The following is a 23,687-nucleotide window of genomic DNA, read 5'->3' as shown; positions in this document are numbered from 1 at the left end:
GGCTGTGACGACGGAAAACCACCCCACCGATCCGCGGCCCGCCGAACCGCGTCTGCTGCCTTGGCCGAGCCCCGAGGGCAAGCCCTGCTATCTGATCTCCGACGGCGACGGCGGCCGGATCTCGGACCTCGCCGACGACATCGAGGAGCTTCAACTCGATTTGGCCAGCGAGGTCCTGACGCACAGCCGCACGATGCTGTCAGGTGCTGTACCTCCGCGTCCGGTGGAGTTGCGCTTCGTCGCGTGCCGGCTGGCCGAGTCGCTGCACGACGCGCTGCGTGTGGCCGAGAGCCGTGGACGGCGGCTCGGCCGGCCCAGTTGATCAGCCGGGGCGGAAGACCGGTACGGACACGCCCTCGCTCGTACGGAAGGCCACGCGAACGTCCATGCCGATCCGCAGATCGTGCTCCGGGCAGCCGACGATCTCGGTCATCATCCGCGGGCCTTCGGCGAGTTCGATGACGGCGGCGGTGTAGGGGACGCGTTCTCCGAACGGGGGGAGGTCGTTCCGGTGGACGACCGACCACGTGTAGAGGGTGGCGCGTCCGCTCGCCCGCTGCCAGGTGACGTTCTCGCCCCAGCAGGCCGGGCAGAACTCGCGCGGATAGTGGTGTGCCACGCCGCAGTCGGCGCAGCGGCGGATCAGCAGGCGTCCCTCGGCGGCGGCGTCCCAGTAGGGGCGGGTGAAGGCATCGGCCTCCGGGAGGTCGTACCGCGGGGCGCTCACGGGAACAGTCCCAGCGCGGCGTCGAGCGACCAGGTCTGCCAGGCCATGGCGAAGAGGGCGACGAGCGAGATGAGCGCCATCATCGAGTTCTGGCCCTGCTCGGCCCAGTCGTGGATCATCAACACGAAGTAGAGCAGGTTGAGGACGAGCCCGCCGACGAGTGCGACCGGGGTGAGGAAGCCGAGGATCAGGCCGAGTCCCAGGCCGAGTTCCGCGTACGCGACGATATACGCCATCAGCTTGGCCCGTGGCGCGACGACCGTTTCGAAGCCGCGGCGCACGGCCGTCCAGCGGTGGTCGGCCGCGATGTTCGCCGCCCATGCGATACCGCTGCCGCGCTCGAACCAGGCCTTCTTGTCCTTGTGCCGCCAGCTCTCGAGCCACCACAGGCCGAGTCCGATGCGCAGCACGGCGAGCCATTCGGCTCCGCTGAGCCAGATCGTCTGCACCGGGGACACCCCCTCATGAGTTGCTGACGGTACGTCAGTTCAGCGGATGCGGGCGGGCGGGCGCAAGGGGCCGTCACCGACCACCGACCGTGATGCATCCGCAACCGATTCGGTACCGGGTCGACCGGCGCACCACCATCCCGGCCCCTACGCTCGCGCGCATGCCCGACATCACCCCCACGACCGCCACGCCTCCCACGACCGCCGCATCCGATACTCCGGTCCATGTGATCGGCGGCGGGCCCGGGGGCCTCGCCGTGGCGGCCGCCCTCCGCGAGCGCGGGCTGCGCTCGGTGGTCCTGGAGAAGTCCGGTGCGGTGGGCGCCTCCTGGCGCGGGCACTACGACCGGCTCGAACTGCACACCACCCGCAATCTGTCGGCCCTGCCCGGACTCTCCATACCCCGCGCGTACGGGCGCTGGATCGGGCGGGACGACATGGTGCGGTATCTGGAGGACTACGCCGAGCACCACCGGCTGGAGATCGCCACCGGAGTCGAGGTGACCCGGATCGAGCGGCCCACGGGCGAGGCGGGCGCCGGAAGGCGCTGGTTGCTGCGGGCGACGGGCGGGCGGGAGCTGTCGGCCGACGCGGTGGTGGTCGCCACCGGACTCAACCACACGCCGTACGTCCCCGACTGGCCGGGGCGCGACATCTTCCGCGGGGAGCTGCTGCACGCGGCCCACTACCGGAACGCCGAGCAGTACCGCGGCAGGGACGTCCTGGTCGTCGGAAGCGGCAACAGCGGCGCGGACATCGCCGTCGACCTGGCCGGGAGCGGCGCCTCGCGCGTATGGCTCGCGGTGCGCACCGCGCCGTACATCATGCGACGGACGACGCTGGGCTGGCCCGCGCAGCGAGCCGGGATCCTGATGCGGCGGCTGCCCCGGTCGGCGGTGGACCGGGCCGCGCGCCTGACGGGGCCGGACCTCGGCGCGTACGGGATGCCGCGGCCGGATGCCGGGCTCTCCTCACGCGTCGTGGAGGGGGCGACCCCCGTGCTGGACACGGGTCTGACCAAGGCCATCCGCAGGCGGAAGGTCCAACCGGTCGCTGCCGTCGCGTCGTTCGACCACGAGAAGGTGATCCTGACCGACGGTACGGTCCTGACGCCGGATGTGGTCGTGGCGGCCACGGGTTACCGGCGGAGCCTGGAGGAACTGGTCGGGCACCTGGACGTGCTGGACGAACGGGGGCGCCCGCGCGCCCACGGGCGCCGGCCCGCGATGCCGGGGCTCCACTTCACCGGCCACACCAACCCGATCAGCGGGGTTTTGCGCGAACTCGCGCTCGACGCCCAGCGGATCGCGAACGCGCTCGACCGCGAGGACCGACGACGACGGCGAGGGCGCTGAGTCCGGGCCGCTGAGACGGGCGACGGGCTGGGGCGCTGGGGATTGGGGCGCTGGGGGATTGGGCCGATGGGGGATTGGGCCGATGGGGGATTGGGCCGATGGGGGTTGGGCCGATGGGGGTTGGGCCGATGGGGGTTGGGCCGATGGGGGTTGGGCCGATGGGGGTTGGGCCGCTGAGGGATGGCGCCCTGGGGGTTGGGGCCCCTGGGGGATTGGGCCCTGGGGGTTGGGGCCCCTGGGGGATTGGGCGAGGGCTGGTCCGCGGAGAGATGGGGCGAGAAGCCTGGGGAGGGCACTCGGCGGGAGCGGGCGGATGCGGGCGGGCGCTCGGCGGGAACGGGAGCGGGCGGGCAGGCGGGAGCGGGCGCGGGCGCGGCCCGGGTCCAGTGCTCGGCGGGAACGGGCGCGGACCGGGGGCGGCGCTCGGCCGGGGGGCGGGTACGGGCAGGCGCGAGCGGACCGGGGGGAGCGCTCCGCCGGGGCGGGTACGGGCAGGTGCGGGCGCGGGCGGGCGCTCGGTGGGCGCGGGCACGAGTGGTGCTTTGGCGCAGGGGTGCCGTCGCGCGGGATGAGCCGTGGCGCGGGACGAGGGCTTGTGCGAGGGCTTGTGGGGAGCGGGCTTGGGGCGCCGGAGAGCTTGGGGGCGCCGGAGACCTTCCAACAGTGCACGACAGCACAAGTAGGTCAGGAGTACCTGGGTACCCGCTGCGCAAGCTGTCGATGGATCCCCCGGGGGAACGCGATGGCCAGGCTCTTCCGGTCCGGACACGTGCCGGGGGAGCCGCCCCCGGCGGCCCGCCGGCAGGCGGCCCGGCGCGTGCCGCTGCGGTCTGCGGTCTGCGGTCTGCGGTCTGCGATCTAGCCCGACGGCTCGTCGTCGACGCCGCCGGTCTCGCAGATCCGCCGGGCGAGGACCCTCAGCTTGATGTTGCGGTCCTGGGACAGGCGCCGCATCACGTTGAAGGCGTCCTGCTCCCCGAGGTCGTAGCGCTCCCTGACGATGCCCATGGCCTCACCGATCGTGTGCCGGGTGTCGAGTGCTTTCTGCAACTGGTCGGCCGTACGGGCGCTGGAGAACGCGACGGCTGCGTGCGAGGCGAGCAGCCAACCGGCCGTCTCGCTGCCCTTGGTGAACGCCGAGGGCATGCGCGAGTACAGATTCAGGGCGCCGAGGTCCTCGTCGAGGGTGTAGAGCAGAAAGCCCATCATGCTGCCGATGCCCAGGTCACTAGCCTGCTGGATGTACTTTGGCCACTCCTGTGACGGCTGGGTGAAGTCCTTGATCCTGAACACCGGTTCGCGCTCGCGGGCGGCATCGAAGCAGGGGCCCTCCTTGAGCCGCTCCTGGAGCTGGTCGGAGTGGATCACCATCCCGTCCGTGGGGGCGAGCGTCTCCACATGCTGGTCCCGGAAGAGCAGGATGCCCGCGGCGTCGCAGCCCTCCACGTGCTCCACGGCGGACTCCGTGATCCGCTCCAGCGTCGCGTCGACCGACTCCTGCGCAAGCAGATCCCGCGCCATGGCGGCCATGCGCTCCGCGAAGTCCTCCCAGTCCATGACCGTCGCCTTTCTGCCCGATTCAAGTCTCTCCCGAGCTGCCGTCGTCCGCCCGGGCCCAGACGGAAAGGCACGACCGATGCGGTCGGCGGAGCGCTTCGGCCCCTGGTCCGGTCCTGCCCCGTTCCGGGACGGCGAATCCGGGCCGAGCGGCGCAAGCCGTCCCCGACCGCGCGGCGGAAATCGTTCAGGGCCCGCGGCGGAAGCCGCTCCCACCCGCGCGCCGGAAACCGGTCCCGACCGCCTGAAACCGGCTCCCGGATAAGCCCGAGGCCCGTCTCCGGGCGTGGCGGAAGGCCATTCCGGGGCGTGAAGGAAAGGCGTTCCCGGGCGTGGAGGCAGGCGCGTTCCCGGGCGTGGAGGCAGGCGCGTTCCCGGGCGTGGCGGGAGCCCGTTACCGGTCCCTCCGGGAGTGCGCCCGCTCTCGGGCATGCAGGGAGCGGGTTCCCGGGCGCTGACGTCCCCCCAGCAATCAGGAGGTCCGTGGACCGGGCGGGCAGGAGCCTGTTATCCGGGCGCGACCCCAAGCGCTCTCGCGAGCCGGGAGCGGTCCCCGACCGGGAGGGCGCCCGTTCGCGGGCGTGGGGGTGGCCCGCTCCCGGGCCCTCCGGGAGGCCACCTCACCAAGCGCTCTCGCGAGCCGGGAGCCGTTCCCGGACACTCCGGGAGGACGTCCCTTCCGCGGACTTGGGGGACCTGCTCCCGGGCCCCCCGGGAGTGCGACCCCAAGCGCTCTCGCGAGCCGGGAGCCGTTCCCGGACGAGAGCGGCCGGCCGGGTGGGAAGGAGGATGGCCCCCGTCAGGCCGAATCCGTCGGAATCTCCGCCGCTACGCGGAATCCCCCGCCGTCGGCCGGACCCGCTTGGAGACGGCCTCCCACCGCTTCGATGCGCTGCCGCATTCCGGCCAGTCCCCGTCCGGTTCCCGGGCTCGCTCCGGCCGGTTCGGGGGGAGCCCCGACGCCGTCGTCGGTGATCTCGATACGGAGCGACTCCGGGGCGTAGATCAGCCGGACGCAGACCCGATGGACCGGGCCGGCGTGCTTGATGACGTTGGTGAGACTCTCCTGGACGAGTCGGTAGACGCTGAATCCGACGACCGACGGAACGTCCCGCCGCACCCCCTCGACCTCGTACGTGGCCGGGAGTCCGCCGGTGCGCGTCTCCTCGACCAGTCGGTCGAGGTCCGCCAGCCCGAGATCCTTGCGCGGCGGCACCGCCTGGTGCTCGTCCTCCATCAGGCGCAGGGTGCTGCGGATCTCCGAGAGGGCGGTGGCGCTGGCGTGGTTGATGCGCAGCAGCGCGTCCTTTCCCGCTTGCGGATCGGTGGACAGGACGTGCGCAGCCACCCCGGACTGCACATTGATCATGGCAATGCTGTGGCCCACCACATCGTGCAGTTCCTGGGCGATGCGCAGCCGCTCCTCGTCCACGCGATGACGTGCCTCCGCCTCACGGGTTTGTTCGGCGCGCAGCGCACGGTCCTCCATGGCCTGCGCATAGCGGCGCTGGTTCCGCATCGCCAGACCGACGGCGCCCGCCGCGATGAACCAGCCGAGCTGGATTCCGTTGTCGAGCCGGAAGCGCTCGATGTCCGGGATCCAGGTCGCGGCGAGATAGACGACTGCGACGGTCAGCGCCGTCAGCGCGGCGGACGTTCGCAGCGAGCATCGGAGGCCGACCTCGTACAGGGCCACCAGCACGGTGATCGCGGCGGGGAAAACCGTTCCGTCGACGAGCGCGGCGTAGGCCAGGGCCGCGATCACGGTCACGGCGAGGGCCAGGACCGGATGCCCGCGCCGGAGCGCCACGGCGAGGCAGGCGGCGGCCGCGATCAGCGCGGTCCGGATGTCCAGCCATTCCGCGCTGAACAGCGCGGAGTACGTCAGCACCAGCGCAAGAATGACACCGGCCAGCGGCCATTCCGTCCATCGCTGCCCCATGAGTGCGACGGTAAATCATCCACCGGGGATGACGGCGTATGACGGCTCCGGGGAGGCGCGACGCGACGCCTCGCGATCATGGTGCGAGCAGCCGGCCTGGTGATCGTGCACCGCCGAGCGGGATCGCGCGGCCCGGCCCCGGCTCCTCCGCGCCGTCGCCGAGCGCACCGGGTGGCCGTCAGGCCGGGGCCGCGGCTTCGGAGGGTTGCGGAGGCCGCTTCGGTGCCGGTGTGCCGCTTCGGATTCCCCGGTGCCCCCTTCGGGATCTCCGGGTGCCGACCTTCGGGGCCGGCCTTCGGCAACCGGTGTCCCCGAAAATCCGGTGTCCCTTCGGCGGCCCCCCGCGTTCCTTCGGCCCCCCGTTCCTTCGCAATCCGGTGTCCGCTTCGGGATCAAGAGCAGCGACCGCGAGGAAGTGCGGAGCGCCTCGGCACCACGCCTCACAGTGGCCCGGCCCACCCGCCCCGCTTCGCGACGGGACAGCTGGCATCGCCGACCCGGCCCTGCACGTCGGCGCCGCGACCCGCCCCGCCGGGCCGTAGTCCGCTGCAGGACCGACACGACCGTGCCGACGGTCCGGGGGCCGGATCCGGATCCGGCCCCCGCCCCCTCGAGAGTGAACGAGGCGGTGCTGATGGCTTTCTCGCTCCCGACTGTTCCTGACAGGTTGTCAGTTCAGTAACCTGACAGGGCGTCAGGTATTGCTGGACACACCGGCCACCGAGCAGGAGCGGGGAGAGAACGATGCTTGGTTCGACTCACGGCACCCTCACCACTCACTCCCGCCCGGCCCGCGTCGTGGCCTGCGGCGAGCACGCAGGCACAACGGTGCGCGGCACTTCGGACCCCCGCGAGGACATGGACGTCAGCGGGCGTCCGCTGCATGCGCGAGTCCCCGACCTGGACCGGTTCTTCCGGCCGGCGTCCATGGTCGTCGTGGGCGCGTCCGACAGCGAAGGACGGCCCAACACGGGCATCACCCGCCGGCTCATCGACTGGTCCGAGCGCGTCGGGGCGCGCCTGCACCCCGTGAACCCCGGCCGGTCGACCGTCTTCGGCCTGCCGTGCCTCCCTTCGGTCGCCGACCTGCCCGAACCCGCCGACCTCGCCGTCCTCCTCGTTGCCGACCCGCTGCCCCTGGTCGAGGAACTCGCCGAGGCGAAGGTGAAGTTCGCGGTCGCCTTCGCCTCCGGCTTCGCCGAGACCGGTGGCGAAGGGGCCATTGCACAGGCACGGCTCGCGGCCGCCGTCCAGCGTTCTGGGCTCCGGCTGCTCGGCCCCAACACCAATCTCAACGCGTTCGAGGAGTTCCGCGACGATCTGGAAGGTCCGGCCATCGCTCTCATCACGCAGTCGGGCCACCAGGGCCGGCCCGTCTTCGCCCTCCAGGAACTGGGCATACGACTCTCCCACTGGGCACCCACCGGCAACGAGGCCGACCTCGAGACGGCCGACTTCATCTCGTACTTCGCCTCGCAGCCCGAGGTCGGCGCCATCGCCGCGTATGTGGAAGGACTCAAGGACGGCCGGGAATTCCTGCTTGCCGCCGACCGCGCCGCGCGGAACAAGGTGCCCGTGGTGGCCGTCAAGGTGGGACGCACCGAGACCGGAGCCCGCACAGCCGCCTCCCACACCGGCAAACTCACAGGCGCCGACGAGGTGGTGGACGCGGCGATGCGGCAGTTCGGCGTGATCCGTGTGAACGGCCTCGACGAACTTCAGGACACCTCCGCCCTCCTGGCGCGAGCGCGCCCGCCGCGCGCGGACGGCGTGGCGGTGTATTCGATCTCCGGTGGCACAGGAGCCCACTTCGCGGATCTGGCCGCGGCCGCGGGGCTGCACCTGCCGGAGCTCTCCACGGAGAAGCAGACCGAACTCCACCAGTGGATACCCGACTACCTGAGCGTCTCCAACCCCGTGGACAGCGGCGGCCATCCGGTCGGCGACTGGCGCGGCCGGAAGATCATCGACGCGATCCTCGCGGATCCCGCCGTGGGAGTCCTCGTCTGTCCCATCACCGGCCCCTTCCCGCCCATGAGCGACAAGCTGGCCCAGGATCTCGTGGACGCGGCGGAGGCCACGGACAAGCAGGTGTGCGTGGTGTGGGGCTCGCCGGTCGGTACCGAGGATGCCTACCGGCGCATCCTGTTGGGTTCCTCCCGCGTCGCCACCTTCCGCACCTTCGCCAACTGCATCACCGCCGTCCGGGCCTACCTGGGCCACCACCGGTTCGTCTCCGGCTACCGGTCTCCCTTCGACGAGGCGCCCCGCACCCCGTCCCCTTCGGCCCGCAAGGCGCGCGACCTCCTGCGCCCCGGCGAGCAGTTGAGCGAGCACGCCGCGAAGCAGCTCCTGCGGGCGTACGGGATCCGTGTGCCGCGCGAACAGCTGGTGACGAGCGCGGCCGCAGCCGTACGAGCCGCGGGACTGGTCGGCTACCCCGTCGTCATGAAGGCCTCGGCGGCCCGGCTCGCCCACAAGACCGAACTCGGTCTCGTCCGCGTCGGACTGACCTCGGCCAGCCAGGTCAGGGACACCTATCGCGAACTGACCGACATCGCGCGCTACGAGGGGATCAAGCTGGACGGCGTGCTCGTGTGCCAGATGATCGAGCGGGGTGTGGAGATGGTCGTGGGCATCACGCACGACTCTCTCTTCGGGCCGACGGTGACGGCCGGGCTCGGCGGCGTGCTCGTCGAGGTGCTGCGGGACGCGGCTGTGCGCGTGCCGCCGTTCGGCGAGGACCAGGCCCGCGAGATGCTGCGCGAACTGCGCGGCCACGCCCTGCTGGAGGGCGTGCGCGGCGGGCCACCGGCCGACGTCGACGCACTGGTGGAAGTCGTATTGCGGGTCCAGCGAATGGCACTCGAACTGGGTGACGGACTCACCGAGCTCGACATCAACCCCCTGGTCGTGCTGGACCGGGGGCAAGGTGCGGTGGCCCTCGACGCGCTGGCCGTGTGCCGGTGACCCGCGCGCACGCCCGCGCCGCGGCAGCCATCGCCACCGCACACCCGGCGACCCGGATCCGCGACGCGGCAACAGCGAGCGCCACCAAGGACGTTCATGCGATACACAGCGCCGCAGCGGACCGTCCCCCGGTGCGCGGGAGCCGGACAAACAGCGCCGTTCCGCACCCGGCCGCGCCCGGCAACGCAGCGCCGAGACGCACCGCGCCGGCCACGCACCACCGCGCGCAGCGGCCGGTGGGCCGTGTCTTTCCCGCCCCCCGCGCGGGAAAGACACGGCACGACGACAAGGAGCTCCAGCATGACTGCCTCCCCCGAGAAGTCCTTGGAGACATTGGTACTTCACACCACTGACAACGGGGTCTCGTGGATCACGCTGAACCGCCCCCACGCGATGAACGCCGTCACCTGGGACCAGCGGGAACGCATCATCGCCCTGCTCGACGCGGCCTCCGCCGACCTGGGTGTACGAGCCGTCGTCATCACCGGTACGGGGAAGGGCTTCTGCGCCGGAGCCGACCTGCGCGGCGGCCCGGGAAGCGCGGGAGAACCGGCTGCCGGAGAGCGGGTCGCGGGCGATGTGGCCCGTACGATCCGGCGCGGCGCGCAGCGGCTGGTCACAGCGGTCCTGGACTGCGAGAAGCCGGTGATCGCCGCGGTCAACGGCACCGCCGCCGGCCTCGGCGCCCACCTCGCGCTGGCCTGCGACCTCGTACTCGCCGTGGAATCGGCGCGTTTCATCGAGGTGTTCGTACGTCGGGGGCTGGTGCCCGACGGCGGTGGCGCCTACCTGCTGCCCCGGCTCATCGGACCGCAGCGGGCCAAGGAGCTGATGTTCTTCGGTGACGCCGTACCGGCCTCGCACGCGGAGCGGCTCGGCCTGGTCAACCGCGTTGTCGCCGATGGCGAGTTGGAGAAGACCGCCCGTGCGTGGGCGGAGCGCCTCGCGGCGGGACCGACCCGCGCGCTGGCGCTCACGAAGCGGTTGGTCAACGCCTCGCTCGACACCGACCGGGGTGCCGCGTTCGACGCCGAGGCGACGGCGCAGGAGATCAACATGATGACGGCGGACGCGCGGGAGGGCGTCGCGGCGTTCGTCGAGCGCCGTTCACCGGAATACGGCGGGCGCTGAGGTCCGGACAGGACGGGCCGACAGCCGCTGGAGTCCGGAAGGACTCTGGCAGAACGCGGAGGCCCGGCGCTGCGCGGAGGAACCTGAGCCAGCGATACAGCGCAGCCGGAATCCGTTTGCCTCAGATACTACGATCTCGTACATTCCGAAAGCGTGACACCTGCACCCCTACTCGAACCCGCCGAGGGCTCACCGTTGCTCGCCTTGCAGCGCGCCACACACGCGACGCTGCAGATCCTCGCCGCGGAGCTGGTCGATCTCGATCTGACCGCCTCGGAGATCAACGCTCTGGCGATCCTCTCCGACGGCCGCGGCCGGACCGTTTCCCAGCTCGGCGCCGCAGCGGGCACCCGCCCCACGACGCTGACCAGCGTGCTGGACCGGCTGGAGCGGCGCGGCCACATCACGCGCGGCACCCGCACGGGCGACCGGCGCGTCGTCGTGATCGAGCTGACAGCATCGGGCCGGCCGACCGCCGACACGATCCGGCGGGCGGTGTCCGCGCTGGAAGAGCGCGCGATCGGCCATCTGCCCGCCGAGGCGGTGGCGGGGTTCCATGCCGTACTGCGAGCCCTGTCGGAGGAGACCCCATGACCAAGGAACGCACGAACCCCGACCAAACGAACCCCCACCACACCAATCCCCACGGCACAATCCCCGACCGCGCGAACCCCGGCCAAACGAACCCCGACCGCGCGAGCCCCGGCCCCGTCTTCGACGAGCTGATGGCCGACGTCATGGCTTCCGCCGAGCGCTTCGGGCACCGCGAGCACATCCGGCTGACGTGGTTGGCCGTGCGCCGCGTCGGGATGCCCGCGGCGATCGGGCTGATCAGCGACGGCATCCGGCGCACGGCGCGCTACGCGGGCGCCCCGCAGAAGTACAACGCCACGGTCAGCCGCGCCTGGGTGGAACTGGTCGCGCACCACGCGGCGGAGGAGGGTTCGCGGAGCTTCCCCGACCTCGTCGGCCGGAATCCCGCCCTCCTGGACAAGCGTCTGCTCAGCCGCTTCTACCGCTCCACGACGCTGGCCCGCCCGGAGGCACGTACCGGCTGGGTCGAGCCGGATCTCGCTCCCTTCCCGTGGACCACGGACTAGATATCTGACGGCCCATCAGCTTCAATGGTTCCCATGATGGGACACGCAGGCATGGCGGCCACCGCCGTGCGCTATCTGCGCTCGGCCGACTCGCCCGTTTCGGCCGCGCGCCGCCCGGTCGACCCGCTCCCCCGGCCCGATCTCCGGGCCGTACTGGACGGCGAGCAGCTGCCCGTCGATCCGGCCGAATTCCGGCGCGTGCTCGGCCACTTCGCGAGCGGTGTCACGGTCATCACGGCACCCGGCGTGACGGGCAACGCCCCGGAGGGCGAGACGATCCCGGACGGCAACCGGCGGGGCGAGGGCCCCTCGGGCTTCGCATGCCAGTCGTTCGCCTCGCTCTCCCTCGATCCTCCGCTCATCGCCTTCATGGTGGGGCGAACGTCCTCGACCTGGCCGCGGATCGCCCGCGCCGGAGTGTTCTGCGTGAACATCCTGGGCGCCGAACAGGGCGGACTGTGCCGGGACTTCGCGGTGAGCAGTGACCGCCGACCAGACAAGTTCGCCGGTGTGGCCCACGACGCGGCCCCGATGACCGGTTCACCGCGCCTCGACGGCGTACCGGCGTGGATCGACTGCACTGTTCATGCCGTGCACACCGGCGGGGACCACCTGATCGTCGTGGGCCGCGTCGAAGCCCTGGGTACGGACGACGCCGCCGCGGCGGCGGGACCGCTCCTCTTCCACCGCGGTGCCTTCGGAGGTTTCAGCGGCTGACGGTCCCTGAGCGAAGGGTGGGGCCCTACCGCCGAATTGACGGCTACGAGGCGTGGACCTGCCTCGAACGGACCCCTCAGTCCGGCATCTTCCGCGCCCGTCTCAGGCCTGCAGCTCCCGCGCCTGTTCCGGCCGGGCCCGTTCCGGCCCGCGGTGGATCACCAGGGCCATGAGGGCCGCCGCCGCGCACAGCGCGCCCGAGGTGTACCAGGCCGTGTCGTACGAGCCCGTGACATCGCGGATCACACCGGTGCCCAGGGCGACGAGACCCGCACCGACTTGGTGGGAGGCCAGCACCCAGCCGAAGACGATCGCTCCGTCGTCGCCGAAGTGATCGCGGCACAGGGCGACCGTGGGCGGGACCGTGGCCACCCAGTCCAGACCGTAGAAGACGATGAAGAACAGCATCGGAGGGTGGACGGCGTCCGCGAGCAGCATCGGGAGGAACATCAGGGAGACGCCCCGCAGGCCGTAGTACACGGCGAGCAGGCGACGGGAATCGTACCGGTCGGTGAACCAGCCGGAGGCGACGGTCCCGGCCAGGTCGAAGATGCCGATCACCGCGAGCAGTCCGGCGGCGGTCGTGACCGGCATGCCGTGGTCGTGCGCCGCGGGCACGAAGTGCGTCTGGATCAGCCCGTTGGTGGACGCCCCGCAGATGGCGAACGTGCCGGCGAGCAGCCAGAAGGTCTTCGTGCGGGCGGCCGAGCGCAGCGCGCCGAGGGCGCGGCCCGCCGCACTGCCCGCCCCCGCCGGTACCGCCTCCTGAACGGCGTCCTCCTCCGACCCTGCGCCGTACCGCGTGGTGCCCACGTCCCTCGGGCGGTCCCGCAGCAGCCACAGGACGAGGGGGACGACGGCGAGCGCCGCGAACGCCACGGCGAGCGTCGCCGTACGCCAGTCGTGGCGCTCGGCAGCCCAGGCGACCAGCGGCAGGAACACCAGCTGCCCCGTCGCGCTGCCCGCCGTCAGCACACCCGTCACCAGTCCGCGCCGGGCGACGAACCAGCGGTCCACGACGGTCGCGACGAACGCCAGCGCCATGGAGCCGGTGCCGAGGCCGACGAGGAGGCCCCAGCACACGACGAGCTGCCAGCTTTCGTTGATGAAGACCGTCAGCCCGCTGCCCGCCGCCACGAGCAGCAGCGCGGAGGCAACGACCTTGCGCATACCGAAGCGCTCCATCAGGGCGGCGGCGAACGGCGAAGTCAGCCCGTACAGCGCCAGATTGAGCGAAACGGCGCCCGAGATCACGCCGCGCGACCAGCCGAACTCCGCGTGGAGCGGATCGATCAGCACGCCCGGCGCCGCACGGAACGACGCCGCCCCGACGAGCGCGATGAACGCGACGACGGCGACCCACCAGGCTCGGTGGATGCGCGCCGGGCGGCGTGCGCGGGCGTGCGGGCCGCGCAGTCCGGAGCGTGCGGGGATCTGAGGCATTCGGGTCACCGGTCCAGATTCGGTGGCCCCGATCGATCGTTCGAGTGGCCCGAAGGCCATGGTTCGCTAGGATCGGGCCAGGCACGCCCCAATCGGACGGATCCGTGCGGTCGGCGGACCGGACGTGGGGCGGCCATCGTGCGGACCCGCGTGGTCATCCAGCCGGGACGCCTACCGTCGCCGGGCCCGGACCCCGCGCGGTCATCGGCCACGAGAGAATGAGGAGTGTGCCGTGGTGAAAGCCCTGCGTACGGCGCCCGGCGCGCGGACCTCCGCCGCGCGCCTCCATCGTGTCGTCGTGCTCACCCTGGACGGGGTGATCCCGTTCGAACTCGGCATCCCGTACCGCATCTTCGGCAAGACCCGATCGCCTGAGGGCCACCGGCTCTACGACGTCGTCACCTGCGCGCTGACGCCGGGAGCCGTCCGTACGGACGCCGACTTCTCGATCACGGTCGAGCTGGGCCCGGATGCCCTGGCGCAGGCGGACACGATCGTGATCCCGTCCTCCTTCGAACTGGGCCCCGTGTACGAGACGGGCACGTTGACGGAGCCCCTGGCCGCCGCACTCGGACACATACGCCCCGGCACGCGCATGGTGTCGATCTGCACCGGCTCCTATGTGCTGGCCGCGGCCGGGCTGCTCGACGGGCGGCCCGCCACCACCCACTGGCACAACACGGACCACTTCCAACGGCTCTTCCCGAAGATCGACGTCGATCCGGACGTGCTGTTCGTCGACGACGGTGACGTGCTCACCTCCGCAGGCGTCGCCTCTGGAATCGACCTCTGCCTGCACATCGTGCGGCTGGACCATGGCGCGTCGGTCGCGAACGAGGTCGCGCGCCGCAGCGTGGTGCCGCCCCACCGCGACGGCGGGCAGGCGCAGTACATCCGGCGCCCGGTCCCAGAGCCCCAGGTGGCCACCACGGCCGCCGCCCGCGCCTGGGCACTGGAACGCCTCGACCGGCCCATCCAGCTCCAGGACCTGGCCCGGCAGGAGGCGATGAGCGTACGGACCTTCACCCGGAGGTTCCGGGAGGAGGTCGGCGTCAGCCCGGGGCAGTGGCTGGTGGCGCAGCGGGTCGAACGCGCCCGGCATCTGCTGGAGGACACGGACCTGGCGGTGGACCGGGTCGCGCGGGAGTGCGGCTTCGGCTCCGCGGCGTCGCTGCGGCAGCACGTACAGGCGGCGCTCGGCGTCTCACCGACGGCGTACCGACGTACGTTCCGCCGCACGGCGGGAGGCTGATTCCGGCGGGCCGTCGCGGGGCTGGCACGGAGAGCCCGTCCCGCGAACCGGCCCGGCGAACCTGCTCGCGAAGCGGCCATCGAATCTGCTCGCGAACGGCCCGGCCCGCCTCCTCGCGAACCGGCCCGGTTGACCGTCAGGCGGGAAGCGCGAGGGGCCGCCTTGCGGGGGGCGCCCGGGAGCAGCGGGAGTTCGGCCCCTGAGGATCAGGAGCCGAACGTCAGCACCCCCCTGGCCACACGACCGTGGTACGCGTCGTCCGCGGCCTTGGCGAAGTCCTCCACCGGGTAGGTGGCGGTGACGAGTTCGTCCAGCAGCAGACGTCCGGCCCGGTACAGCTCGGCGTAGAGGGCAATGTCGTGCTGGGGACGCGAGGAACCGTAGCGGCAGCCGAGGATCGACTTGTCCAGGTACATCGACGAGACCAGGAACGACGCCTCGGCGGTGGCCGGCGGGACGCCGAGCAGCACCGCCTGGCCGTGCCGGTCGAGGAGATCGACGGCCTGCCGGATCAGCCGCGTGCTGCCGACGCACTCGAAGGCGTGGTCCGCACCGGTGGGCAGGATCTCCTTCACGGCGGCAGTGGTGTCGGGCACCGCCGAGGCGTCGACGAAGTGCGTCGCGCCGAACTGCCGCGCCACCGCCTCCTTAGCGGGGTTGGCGTCCACGGCGACGATCGTCGGCGCGCCCGCGATCCGCGCGCCCTGGACGACATTGAGCCCGATGCCGCCCGCCCCGATGACGACGACGCTGTCCCCGGCAGCGATCCTGGCCCGGTTGAGAGCGGCTCCGACACCGGTCAGCACACCGCATCCGATGAGGGCGGCAGAGGCGAACGGGATGTCCGTGTGGATCTTGACCGCCTGGACGGCCGTGACGACCGTGCGCTCGGCGAAGGCGGAGTTTGACGCGAAGTTGAACAGGGGCTTCCCCGCGCGGGAAAAGGGCCTGCCCGGCCGCCCGATGGAGGACCGGCACATGGTGGGGCGGCCCAGATCGCAGTCGCTGCACGCACCGCAGTTGGCCAGCGTGGACAGGGCGACGTGGTCGCCGCACGCCACGTGCCGCACCCCAGGGCCGACGCCCTCGACGACGCCCGCGCCCTCGTGGCCGAGAACGACGGGCACGGGGAAGGGGATGGTCCCGTCCACGACGGACAGGTCGCTGTGGCAGAGCCCGGCCGCTCGGACGCCGACCAGCACCTCGCCGGGCCCCGGGTCGCGCACCTCCAGGTCGTCGACGACCTGCGGCTGCCGGCCGTCGAAAATGACACCTCTCATCGCTGCCGTTCCCTTCCTCTCCCCTGGGTCTTGGGTCTCCGGTTCGCGCGTCTCCGGGCTACTTGCGTCTTCGGGACCGTTGCGTCTTCGGGCTCCTTGCTTCTCCGGGCTCCCGTGTCTCCGGACTCCCGCGTCCTCTCAGGACGTTCGCGTCCCCGGCTTTCACAACCCGTTCGGGCACTCGGCCTGTGCAGCACGTGGCATACGGCCAGTCGCAGCACGTGGCCTGCGTCTCCGGCTACGGCTACGGCTACGGCCTCAGGAGGGCCAAACGACGGACTGGAGTTCGCTGTAGGCGTGCAGGCCGAACGAGCCGCCGTCGCGGCCCACTCCGCTCTCCTTGAATCCGCCGAACGGCGTCTCGGGGTGGCGCTGAACGGTGTTGATGCCGACGTTTCCGCTGCGCAGGCGGGCGGCGAGGGCCCAGGCGCGGCCGGCGTCGGCGCTGAAGACGTAGTCGTAGAGGCCGTACGGCGTGCCGTTGGCGATCCGCACCGCCTCGTCATCGTCGTCGAAGGGGATGGCGACGACGACCGGGCCGAACAGCTCCTCCTGCGCGACGGTCATGGTCGGAGCGACGTCCGCGAGGAGCGTGGGGGCGACGTAGAAGCCGGTCTTCGTCGCGGGGCGTTCACCGCCCGCGACAAGGCGCGCGCCCTGGTCGAGCGCGCCGGCGATGTACGCCTCGACACGATCGCGCTGGGCGGCGGAGATCAACGGGCCGACCATCGTGGAGTTTTCCACAGGGTCCCCGACGACGAGCGAGGACGCGTACTGTTCAAGAGCGGCGACGACCTTCTCGTACAGCGATCGATGGACGAGGACCCGGGTCGGCGCCGTGCAGATCTGACCGCTGTGGAATGACCATGTCGAACCGACTGCCGAGACCGCCGACTTGACCACCCTCTCGTCGGCGTCCCCCAGCACAATGGCCGCGCCCTTGCCGCCGAGCTCCATGAGGGTGCGCTTCATCGTGTCCCCTGCGGACCTGGCAATCCGCCTTCCCACAGCGCTCGATCCGGTGAAGCTGACCATGTCGACATCCGGGTGGGCGACCAGCGCCTCACCGGCCGACGCGCCCGAGCCGGTGACGACGTTGAACGCGCCCGCGGGCAGCCCGGCCTCCTGGAGCAAAGGGCCCAGCTCCAGACAGCCCAGTGGGTCCTGCGGCGCCGGTTTTGCGACGACCGTGTTGCCCATGGCCAGTGCGGGCGCCACCTTGCCCGCGAGATTGACGATCGGAAAGTTGTAGGAGGTGATGCAGGCGACGACACCGACGGGGCGGCGTACGGCCGCGGCGCCGATGAGTCCGCCCGGCGCGAGCGGGCTCGCCTTGACGGGCTGGGGTGCGAGCGGGATGGTGCCGGGCTCCAGGGCGCCGCGTGCGTAACGCCTGAACCGGTCGGCAGCGGTGGGGACTTGCATGGTCGTGGCGACGCGCGGGGTGGAGCCCGTCTCGGCCTGCAGGAGAGGCACGAGCTCCTTGCACCGCTCGGTCAGCAGGTCGGCGGCGCGGTCCAGCACAACGGACCGCTCGCGCGGCTCGGCGCGTGACCACTCCTCGTACGCGGCGCGTGCGGCGGCGACGGCATCGGCGACGTCGGCGTCGGACGCCTCGGGTGCGCTGCCGACGACCTCCTCGGTCGCCGGGTTGACGACGGGGTAGTGGCCGGCCGCCGGGGCCCGCCAGGTGCCGCCGATCCAGTGCTGGTACATCGTCATCGGGGTTCCTTCGGCAGGCCGAGCACCCGCTCGGCGATGATGTTGCGCTGGATCTCGTCCGAGCCGCCGTAGATGGTGTCGGCACGGGAGAAGAGGAACAGGTGCTGCAGGGCGTCCAGTTCGTACGGGCGGACGGGCGACCAGTCGGCGGGTCCGAATGCGGCGTCCGCGCCGCGTGCGTGCATGGCCAGTTCACCGAGCCGCTGATGCCAGCCGCCCCAGAGCAGCTTGGCGACGCTGGGGGCGCCGGGGTCGTCGGCGGTACGGGGGCGGTTGGGGGTATTGGGACGCGCGCCGGTGACGCTTGCGGCGCCGGGCCGGGTGGCGGCGCCATGTCCGGTGGCGGAGCCGGTGGACGTGACGGGGGTGGTGTCGGAGGGGGCGGAGGTGGGGGCGGGGGCGGGGGCCCGGCTGGAAGTGGCGAGCGTGCGCAGGGAGTTCCAGCGCATGGTGCGCAGCTCGGCCCACTGGCGCACCAGCCGGTCCCTGAGAACCGGATCCTCAGCGGCCCCGGTCTCGACGGCCACCGTGATCACCCGGTCCAGCTCTTCGGCGAAGCCGATCTGCTGGACGAGGGTCGACACCCCGCGCTCCACGGCGAGCAGTCCCATGGCGACACGCCATCCGTTGCCGGGGCCGCCCACGATGTGTTCCGCGTGAGCCACCGCGCCGTCGAAGAACACCTCGTTGAACTCGGCAGCGCCGGACATCTGGCGGATCGGCCGGACCTCGATCCGGCCCGGCTGGTCCATCGGCACAAGAAGAAAGGAGAGACCGCGATGGCGCTCTGACCCGCGCTCGGTCCTGGCGAGGACGAAACACCAGTCCGCGTACTGGGCGAGCGAGGTCCAGATCTTCTGACCCGTGATCCGGTACGTGCCGTCGGCACGGTCGCGTACGGCCATGGTGCGGAGCCCGGCAAGGTCGGAACCTGCGCCCGGTTCGCTGTAGCCCTGGCACCACAGCTCCTCGCCACGGGCGACCGGCGGAAGGAACCGGTCCCGCTGGGTCTGATCGCCGAAAGCGATGATGGTGGGTGCGAGCAGGTTCTCGCCGATGTGCCCGACCCGCGACGGGGCTCCGGCACGGGCGTACTCCTCGGCCCAGACGACCTGTTGGGTGAGCGTGGCGGCGCGGTTGCCCCAGGCGCCGTGGGCACGGTCCCAGCCGAGGCCGATCCATCCGTCGGCACCGAGCTCACGCTCCCAGACCGCGCGTGTCAGCCGGGTGGCGAGGGGCGCACGTGCTCTTTCGCGGCCGCCACCCGTGCTCGTGGGTTCGGCCGTCTCGACCGTCTCGACCGTCTCGGCGGTATCCGTGAGGTCCGCGAACTCGCCGACGACATGTGCGTCGAGCCAGGCGCGTGCCTCTGCGCGGAATCGCTCGTCCTCGGGACCGAAGCTGAAGTCCACGGCTTTTCCCTCACTTCCCGCGTCGTGCGCCGGATTCCCCGCGTGGTGCGCCGGGTTCGGTCCGGTGCACTGCCGTCGGGCCCTGCTGAGCCGTCGCCGCACTCTCGGCCGTCGGGGCCTTCTCCGCCGTCACCGCCTTCTCAGGCATAGGGGGCTGTTCAGGAGCCGAGGCCTTCTCCGCCGTTGTCGCCGTTGTCGCCGTTGTCGCCGCTGCCGCCTTCCCCGACTTCCCCGCCCTGTCCGCCTTCGCGGCCGCCGCGGCCTGCGCCATCGCCTCCAGCTGGGCGAGCAGGGGCATGGGGTCCGTCCCGACCGACCCCGGAAGGAAGTCCGCGATCCTCTCCGGTGTCCAGGAGCCCTCCGCATACGCGGACCGCAGCTCCCTCGGCTGCGCCCAGACCGCGATCTTGGGACCGGCGATCGTGTAGACCTGACCGGTGATTTTCTCTTCCCTCGCCCGGTCGCTGAGCAGATAGACGACCAGCGCGGCGACGTCCTCGGGGGCGCCGATCTCCTTCAGGTCCATCGGAACGTTCGCCGACATCCGCGTACGGGCCACGGGGGCGACGCAGTTCGCCGTCACCCCGTACTTGTGGAGTCCGAGGGCGGCGCTGCGCACCAGTGAGATGATTCCGCCCTTGGCCGCGGCGTAGTTGGCCTGCGAGACGCTGCCCTGATGGTTGCCGCTGGTGAAGCCGATCAGTGTGCCGCTGCCCTGCTTGCGCATCACCGCGGAAGCCGCGCGGAAGACCGTGAACGTGCCCTTGAGGTGAGTGGCGACCACTGGGTCCCACTCCTCCTCGCTCATGTTGAAGAGCATCCGTTCGCGCAGGATCCCGGCGACGCAGACGACGCCGTCGATGCGTCCGTAGCGCTCCAGCGCCGTGTCCACGACGCGTCGGCCACCAGCCATGGTGGAGATGTCGTCGGCCACTGCCACTGCCTCTCCCCCGGCCCACGGCCCATCGGCTCCACCCGAGCCAACGCCCGCGCCTACACCCGAGCCAACGCCCGCACCCCCTCCGCTGTCTTCGCCCGCATCCCTCCCCGAGTCGCCGCGTGCGCCGAAGTCTCCGGCCTGGATCTCCTTGACCACGGCGTCGGCGACATCGCTCGTCGGCTCCGCGCCCTCGATGGAGACGCCGTAGTCGTTGACGACGACCTTCGCTCCTTCGGCCGCGCAGGCGAGGGCGACGGCCCGCCCGATGCCGCGACCGGCACCGGTGACGGCAATGACCTTGCCTGCCAGGAAGTTCCCCACGCCGCGCCCCTTCCACAGTTTCTGACGGACCGTTAGATTCTCGACAGAGGCGGGCCGCGAGCACAAGCCCCGTACGGGATTCGGCAGTTCAGGAATGATCGGCGCTTCGGGGAACGACCGGCACTTCAGGGGACCACCGGAACCACCGCCACCACACCCCGGGAAGCACCAGAACCACCGCCACACACCACCGGAACCACCGGAACCACCGGAACCACCGGAGCGGCCTGAGCGCCGGCACGACGAGGAAGGCGGGAATCGATGACGCTGCCGCCGGAGTTCCACGACATCGCCAAGCGCGTGAACAACTGGGGCCGCTGGGGTGAGGCCGACGAGATCGGCACCCTCAACCTGATCACCGACGAGGTGGTCCGCGCCGCCGCGGGCACCGTGCGCTCCGGCCGCCGCGTCCCTCTCGCCCTGCCGCTTCAGCATGACGGCGTGCAGACCGGCGTGATCCCCGGCCGGACCAATCCGCTCCACACCATGATCGCCGTCAACCAGGAGATCTTCGGCCCAGGAACGGTTGCCACCAGCGACGACACCGTGACGATGGCTCTCCAGACCGCCACCCACTGGGACGCGCTGACGCATGTCTCGTACGCGGGCAGGATCTACAACGGGCGCCCGGCCGGCTCGATCACCAGCCACGGCCGCTCGGCATTCAGCGGCATCGAGAAGGCGCGGCACATCGCTTCGCGCGGCGTCCTGCTCGACGTGGCCCGCGCCCGAGGTGCCGACCGCCTCGATGGCGGCCACGCCGTCACCCCGGAAGACCTCGAAGCCGCCGAGGAGTTGGCGGGTACGCGCGTCCGTGCGGGCGACATCGTTCTCGTACGGACCGGGCAGATCCGGCAGTATCTGTCAGGCGACAAGCATGGTTACGCCTTTCCGTCCCCCGGCCTGTCGATCCGCTGCCCGGAGTGGTTCCACGCCCGCGATGTCGCCGCTGTCGCGAACGACACCCTCACCTTCGAGATCTTCCCTCCGGAGATCGAGAACGTCTGGCTCGGGGTGCACGCCCTCGATCTCGTGGACATGGGCATGCTGCAGGGCCAGAACTGGAACCTGGAGGAACTGTCGGAAGCCTGCGCCGAGGAGAGGCGGTACACGTTTCTGCTGTCGGCGATGCCCGAGCCGTTCGTGGGCGGAACCGGAACGCCCGTCGCCCCCCTGGCAATTCTCTGACATCCATGGCCGGTCGGGTGGCGGTGCGCTCATGCGCGCCCCGAGCACGGCACAACGACCGCCACCCGGCTCCGGTGCCCGGACGCCGCGCTCACTCGGCGAGCGGCCGTGCCGGACGACGACCCGCACTCGCCGAGGACCACGGCCGGCAGGCCGGGCCGCCCTCGGCGTCCCCTCGCGACGAATCGTTCTCCACAAGGGTGATCACGTGACCACTGGACGTCAACACCTGGTCTGGACTTTGCGGATTATGCCCGTTTTGCCGCACCGATTGACATCCACTGGCAGCCATCACCCCGCCGGACCGGACTCTTTCAGCGGTCGGCCAGCGGCCGGCGGCCCACCGACTGCCCCATGGCAGACCGGCCCCAGGACCCGAGCGTGTGGCCAAGCGCCTGCCCGACAGGCTGCACAAGGGGCTCGCCCAGCGGCGGAACGGACTGCTCCCCGTCAGGGTCGGCCACCGTGTGCGCGTGGCCGCTGCGCTGCGGACCCACCCGCGGCACCCCGCGGTCGATCTCGCACCAGATGCTCTTGCCGACGCCCTCCGGGCGCCAGCCCCACCGGTCGGCCAGGCCGGTGACCAGCTCCAGGCCACGCCCGTTGGTGTCGTCACCCTCCGCATGACGCGGCTTGGGAGCGCGGGCGCTGCGGTCGGCGACCTCGACCCGTACGGTGTCGCGCACGACTTCGGACTCCCTATCCGTTCGCTCCCCGTGGGCGTTCGCGATCGGGTCGGCGCCGTGGCCCGCGCCGGTACCGGTGCCGGGGCCGCTCGTCGCGCAGTCGGGCAGCAGTATCCGCAGCACTGCCGGACAGCCGGTGTGCACCACCGCGTTGGTGACCAACTCCGAGATCAACAGGACCAGCGTCTCCGCCAGAGGCTCGTCCGGCTCTATTCCGGACCCGGCGAGCCGTGAACGGGCCCACCGGCGAGCCCGCGCCACTTCAGCGGGGTCGGGCCGCACCTCGAGCTGAACCTGAAGCACCTGCACCGCTCACACCATCCGAACCGGCGGACACATCGCCTCGCGTCTCCACGGAGTCACACTCCGTGACCCCAGTGGAGAACAGCTTGGTTGACGTACAGTCACCCCAACAAGCGCTTCAGGCATATTCCGACGGAACGGAGTACGCGTACGGCATACTGTGCGGCTCGCGCTTCGGGGACTCCCAAGAAGGGGCTTTCCCTGCCCCCACCTGGTGCGAGCGGGGCGCATTCGACACCCCGGGATCGCCACACTGGCCACACCGGGATGGTTGCGCATCAGAGCTACTCGCACTCGAGGCAGCGTACCGGAGCCATGCTGCGACTCCCCCCTGTGACGAGTCACGTATCGGACACAACCCCATATCAACGCTCCGTGACATTCCTGGCCGAACTCATCCGAACTCATCCGAATCACTCGGACATTCCGTTGATGGCGCTTTCCGGCCGGACGTTTTCCTGCCGACAAGAGTGCCCGCAAGAAGTTCCTCGGCTTGGGCCGCAGGGAGCCATTGGCGGGATCTCACCCATGCCCGCTTGAGATGCAGATGAACGTCCGCCTCCCAGGTGAAGCCCATTCCGCCGTGGACCTGGAGGCAGTCGCGGGCGTTTCGCACGGCGGCGTCGTCCGCGAGCAGCTTGGCGGCGGCGATGTCGTACACGTCACCGGTGACGGCGGCCGCGTAGACGGCGCTCCGGGCGACCTCCGCCCGCACCAGCATCTGTGCGCAGAGGTGCTTGACGGCCTGGAACGCGCCGATGGGCTGCCCGAACTGTTCTCGCTCGCCCGCGTAGCGGACGGCTGTGTCGACCGTGCACGACGCACTCCCGAGTTGCTGCGCCGCGGTGAGCAGGGCCGCCTCGCGCCGCAGTACCGCCGGACCGCTGCAGGGCCCGGGCGCCTCCCGGTTCGCCGCGCTCCGCCCGGTGGCGTCGACCGGGGCAGCGCGCCGCTGGTCAAGGGCCACCCGGTGCAGGGGCGTTGCGGGATCGACCGAACGCACCGGCAGCGCCTCTCCGCCACCTCCATCGACCATGCCGGGCAATCCGATCAGGCCCGTCCCGGAAGCGCCGACCCCGCCCGCCCCGGGCACACCGATCAGGCCCGTCCCGGAAGCGCCGACCCCGCCCGCCCCGGGCACACCGATCAGGCCCGTCCCGGAAGCGCCGACCCCGCCCGCCCCGGGCACACC

19 protein-coding genes and 1 pseudogene are annotated in these 23,687 nt (G+C 71.4%); 9 read left to right on the top strand and 11 right to left on the bottom strand.

Translation table 11 applies throughout. The features are described from left to right. The first annotated feature begins 4 nt into the window (after positions 1–4). Positions 5–322, top strand: coding sequence for a hypothetical protein (locus AB0M26_RS00380; RefSeq protein WP_365252092.1), 318 nt, complete (start codon positions 5–7; stop codon positions 320–322). Here the strand turns inward: AB0M26_RS00380 and AB0M26_RS00375 are convergent, their stop codons facing one another. Further along, positions 323–727 (bottom strand): Zn-ribbon domain-containing OB-fold protein, encoded by a 405-nt coding sequence (locus AB0M26_RS00375; protein ID WP_365252089.1) that lies wholly within the window; start codon positions 725–727, stop codon positions 323–325. Next, a complete protein-coding gene (locus AB0M26_RS00370) occupies positions 724–1,176 on the bottom strand; it encodes a DoxX family membrane protein (protein WP_365252086.1) in 453 nt (150 codons plus the stop codon). The genes AB0M26_RS00375 and AB0M26_RS00370 overlap by 4 nt, the downstream gene beginning before the upstream one ends. A gap of 161 nt (positions 1,177–1,337) precedes the next feature. Here AB0M26_RS00370 and AB0M26_RS00365 point away from each other — a divergent pair, with 161 nt between their 5' ends. Next, positions 1,338–2,531: an NAD(P)/FAD-dependent oxidoreductase gene (locus tag AB0M26_RS00365; RefSeq protein WP_365252083.1), complete on the top strand. Its 1,194-nt coding sequence runs from the start codon at positions 1,338–1,340 to the stop codon at positions 2,529–2,531. Positions 2,532–3,389: 858 nt separating this feature from the next. On the opposite strand, the gene AB0M26_RS00360 is transcribed toward AB0M26_RS00365, so the two are convergent. Together AB0M26_RS00360 and AB0M26_RS00355 are read right to left on the bottom strand one after the other, a co-directional pair. Continuing rightward, positions 3,390–4,088, bottom strand: coding sequence for a GAF and ANTAR domain-containing protein (locus tag AB0M26_RS00360; protein ID WP_365252080.1), 699 nt, complete (start codon positions 4,086–4,088; stop codon positions 3,390–3,392). Between the two features lie 799 nt (positions 4,089–4,887). Continuing rightward, positions 4,888–6,030, bottom strand: coding sequence for a sensor histidine kinase (locus tag AB0M26_RS00355; protein ID WP_365252077.1), 1,143 nt, complete (start codon positions 6,028–6,030; stop codon positions 4,888–4,890). 744 nt (positions 6,031–6,774) lie between these two features. Here AB0M26_RS00355 and AB0M26_RS00350 point away from each other — a divergent pair. The 5 genes from AB0M26_RS00350 (at position 6,775) to AB0M26_RS00330 (ending at position 11,948) form a co-directional block, all read left to right on the top strand. Continuing rightward, entirely contained in the window at positions 6,775–9,000 is a 2,226-nt protein-coding gene (locus AB0M26_RS00350) for an acetate--CoA ligase family protein (RefSeq protein ID WP_365252074.1), read from the top strand. Positions 9,001–9,300: 300 nt separating this feature from the next. After that, a complete protein-coding gene (locus AB0M26_RS00345; RefSeq protein ID WP_365252071.1) occupies positions 9,301–10,131 on the top strand; it encodes an enoyl-CoA hydratase-related protein in 831 nt (276 codons plus the stop codon). 153 nt (positions 10,132–10,284) lie between these two features. Further along, positions 10,285–10,725: a MarR family transcriptional regulator gene (locus AB0M26_RS00340; protein ID WP_365252068.1), complete on the top strand. Its 441-nt coding sequence runs from the start codon at positions 10,285–10,287 to the stop codon at positions 10,723–10,725. Next, positions 10,722–11,231, top strand: a complete 510-nt coding sequence (locus AB0M26_RS00335; RefSeq protein ID WP_365252065.1) for a hypothetical protein — start codon at positions 10,722–10,724, stop codon at positions 11,229–11,231. Before AB0M26_RS00340 ends, AB0M26_RS00335 begins: the two co-directional genes overlap by 4 nt. A gap of 24 nt (positions 11,232–11,255) precedes the next feature. Continuing rightward, complete coding sequence (locus AB0M26_RS00330) at positions 11,256–11,948, top strand: flavin reductase family protein (RefSeq protein ID WP_365252062.1); 693 nt, start codon at positions 11,256–11,258, stop codon at positions 11,946–11,948. A 102-nt stretch (positions 11,949–12,050) separates the two neighbouring features. Here the strand turns inward: AB0M26_RS00330 and AB0M26_RS00325 are convergent, their stop codons facing one another. Next, positions 12,051–13,391: an MFS transporter gene (locus AB0M26_RS00325; RefSeq protein ID WP_365252953.1), complete on the bottom strand. Its 1,341-nt coding sequence runs from the start codon at positions 13,389–13,391 to the stop codon at positions 12,051–12,053. A gap of 232 nt (positions 13,392–13,623) precedes the next feature. Between AB0M26_RS00325 and AB0M26_RS00320 the strand changes: the two genes are divergently transcribed. Beyond that, the gene (locus AB0M26_RS00320) at positions 13,624–14,643 is read left to right on the top strand and encodes a helix-turn-helix domain-containing protein (RefSeq protein ID WP_365252059.1); all 1,020 of its coding nucleotides are present in this window, start codon (positions 13,624–13,626) and stop codon (positions 14,641–14,643) included. Positions 14,644–14,849: 206 nt separating this feature from the next. Here the strand turns inward: AB0M26_RS00320 and AB0M26_RS00315 are convergent, their stop codons facing one another. The 4 genes and pseudogenes from AB0M26_RS00315 to AB0M26_RS00300 all read right to left on the bottom strand — a co-directional run. Further along, on the bottom strand, positions 14,850–15,923 hold the full coding sequence (locus tag AB0M26_RS00315; RefSeq protein WP_365252056.1) for a zinc-binding dehydrogenase: 1,074 nt from the start codon (positions 15,921–15,923) through the stop codon (positions 14,850–14,852). A 258-nt stretch (positions 15,924–16,181) separates the two neighbouring features. Beyond that, the gene (locus AB0M26_RS00310) at positions 16,182–17,645 is read right to left on the bottom strand and encodes an aldehyde dehydrogenase family protein (RefSeq protein ID WP_365252053.1); all 1,464 of its coding nucleotides are present in this window, start codon (positions 17,643–17,645) and stop codon (positions 16,182–16,184) included. Next, the gene (locus AB0M26_RS00305) at positions 17,642–19,057 is read right to left on the bottom strand and encodes an acyl-CoA dehydrogenase family protein (protein WP_365252050.1); all 1,416 of its coding nucleotides are present in this window, start codon (positions 19,055–19,057) and stop codon (positions 17,642–17,644) included. The genes AB0M26_RS00310 and AB0M26_RS00305 overlap by 4 nt, the downstream gene beginning before the upstream one ends. Before the next feature lie 250 nt (positions 19,058–19,307). Further along, a pseudogene (locus tag AB0M26_RS00300) lies at positions 19,308–20,318 on the bottom strand (SDR family oxidoreductase); the annotation flags it as partial. 261 nt (positions 20,319–20,579) lie between these two features. Between AB0M26_RS00300 and AB0M26_RS00295 the strand changes: the two are divergent. After that, entirely contained in the window at positions 20,580–21,506 is a 927-nt protein-coding gene (locus tag AB0M26_RS00295) for a cyclase family protein (protein ID WP_365252047.1), read from the top strand. Between the two features lie 314 nt (positions 21,507–21,820). Here the strand turns inward: AB0M26_RS00295 and AB0M26_RS00290 are convergent, their stop codons facing one another. Continuing rightward, positions 21,821–22,501, bottom strand: a complete 681-nt coding sequence (locus tag AB0M26_RS00290; protein WP_365252045.1) for an ATP-binding protein — start codon at positions 22,499–22,501, stop codon at positions 21,821–21,823. Between the two features lie 388 nt (positions 22,502–22,889). After that, positions 22,890–23,687: acyl-CoA dehydrogenase family protein (locus AB0M26_RS00285; RefSeq protein WP_365252042.1), on the bottom strand; the 798-nt coding region annotated here is incomplete at its 5' end.

Source organism: Streptomyces sp. NPDC051776 (assembly GCF_040681345.1).
Taxonomy (GTDB): domain Bacteria; phylum Actinomycetota; class Actinomycetes; order Streptomycetales; family Streptomycetaceae; genus Streptomyces.
Note: the sequence above shows the minus strand (reverse complement) of the source record. Positions and strands in the feature narration are given on the sequence as shown.

Bases quoted from the DNA above. Each gene is read 5' to 3' on its own strand.
- AB0M26_RS00365 (WP_365252083.1), top strand. From the start codon at position 1,338: ATGCCCGACATCACCCCCACGACCGCCACGCCTCCCACGACCGCCGCA.
- AB0M26_RS00360 (WP_365252080.1), bottom strand. From the start codon at position 4,088: ATGGACTGGGAGGACTTCGCGGAGCGCATGGCCGCCATGGCGCGGGAT.
- AB0M26_RS00355 (WP_365252077.1), bottom strand. From the start codon at position 6,030: ATGGGGCAGCGATGGACGGAATGGCCGCTGGCCGGTGTCATTCTTGCG.
- AB0M26_RS00350 (WP_365252074.1), top strand. From the start codon at position 6,775: ATGCTTGGTTCGACTCACGGCACCCTCACCACTCACTCCCGCCCGGCC.
- AB0M26_RS00345 (WP_365252071.1), top strand. From the start codon at position 9,301: ATGACTGCCTCCCCCGAGAAGTCCTTGGAGACATTGGTACTTCACACC.
- AB0M26_RS00335 (WP_365252065.1), top strand. From the start codon at position 10,722: ATGACCAAGGAACGCACGAACCCCGACCAAACGAACCCCCACCACACC.
- AB0M26_RS00330 (WP_365252062.1), top strand. From the start codon at position 11,256: ATGGTTCCCATGATGGGACACGCAGGCATGGCGGCCACCGCCGTGCGC.
- AB0M26_RS00325 (WP_365252953.1), bottom strand. From the start codon at position 13,391: ATGCCTCAGATCCCCGCACGCTCCGGACTGCGCGGCCCGCACGCCCGC.
- AB0M26_RS00315 (WP_365252056.1), bottom strand. From the start codon at position 15,923: ATGAGAGGTGTCATTTTCGACGGCCGGCAGCCGCAGGTCGTCGACGAC.
- AB0M26_RS00310 (WP_365252053.1), bottom strand. From the start codon at position 17,645: ATGACGATGTACCAGCACTGGATCGGCGGCACCTGGCGGGCCCCGGCG.
- AB0M26_RS00295 (WP_365252047.1), top strand. From the start codon at position 20,580: ATGACGCTGCCGCCGGAGTTCCACGACATCGCCAAGCGCGTGAACAAC.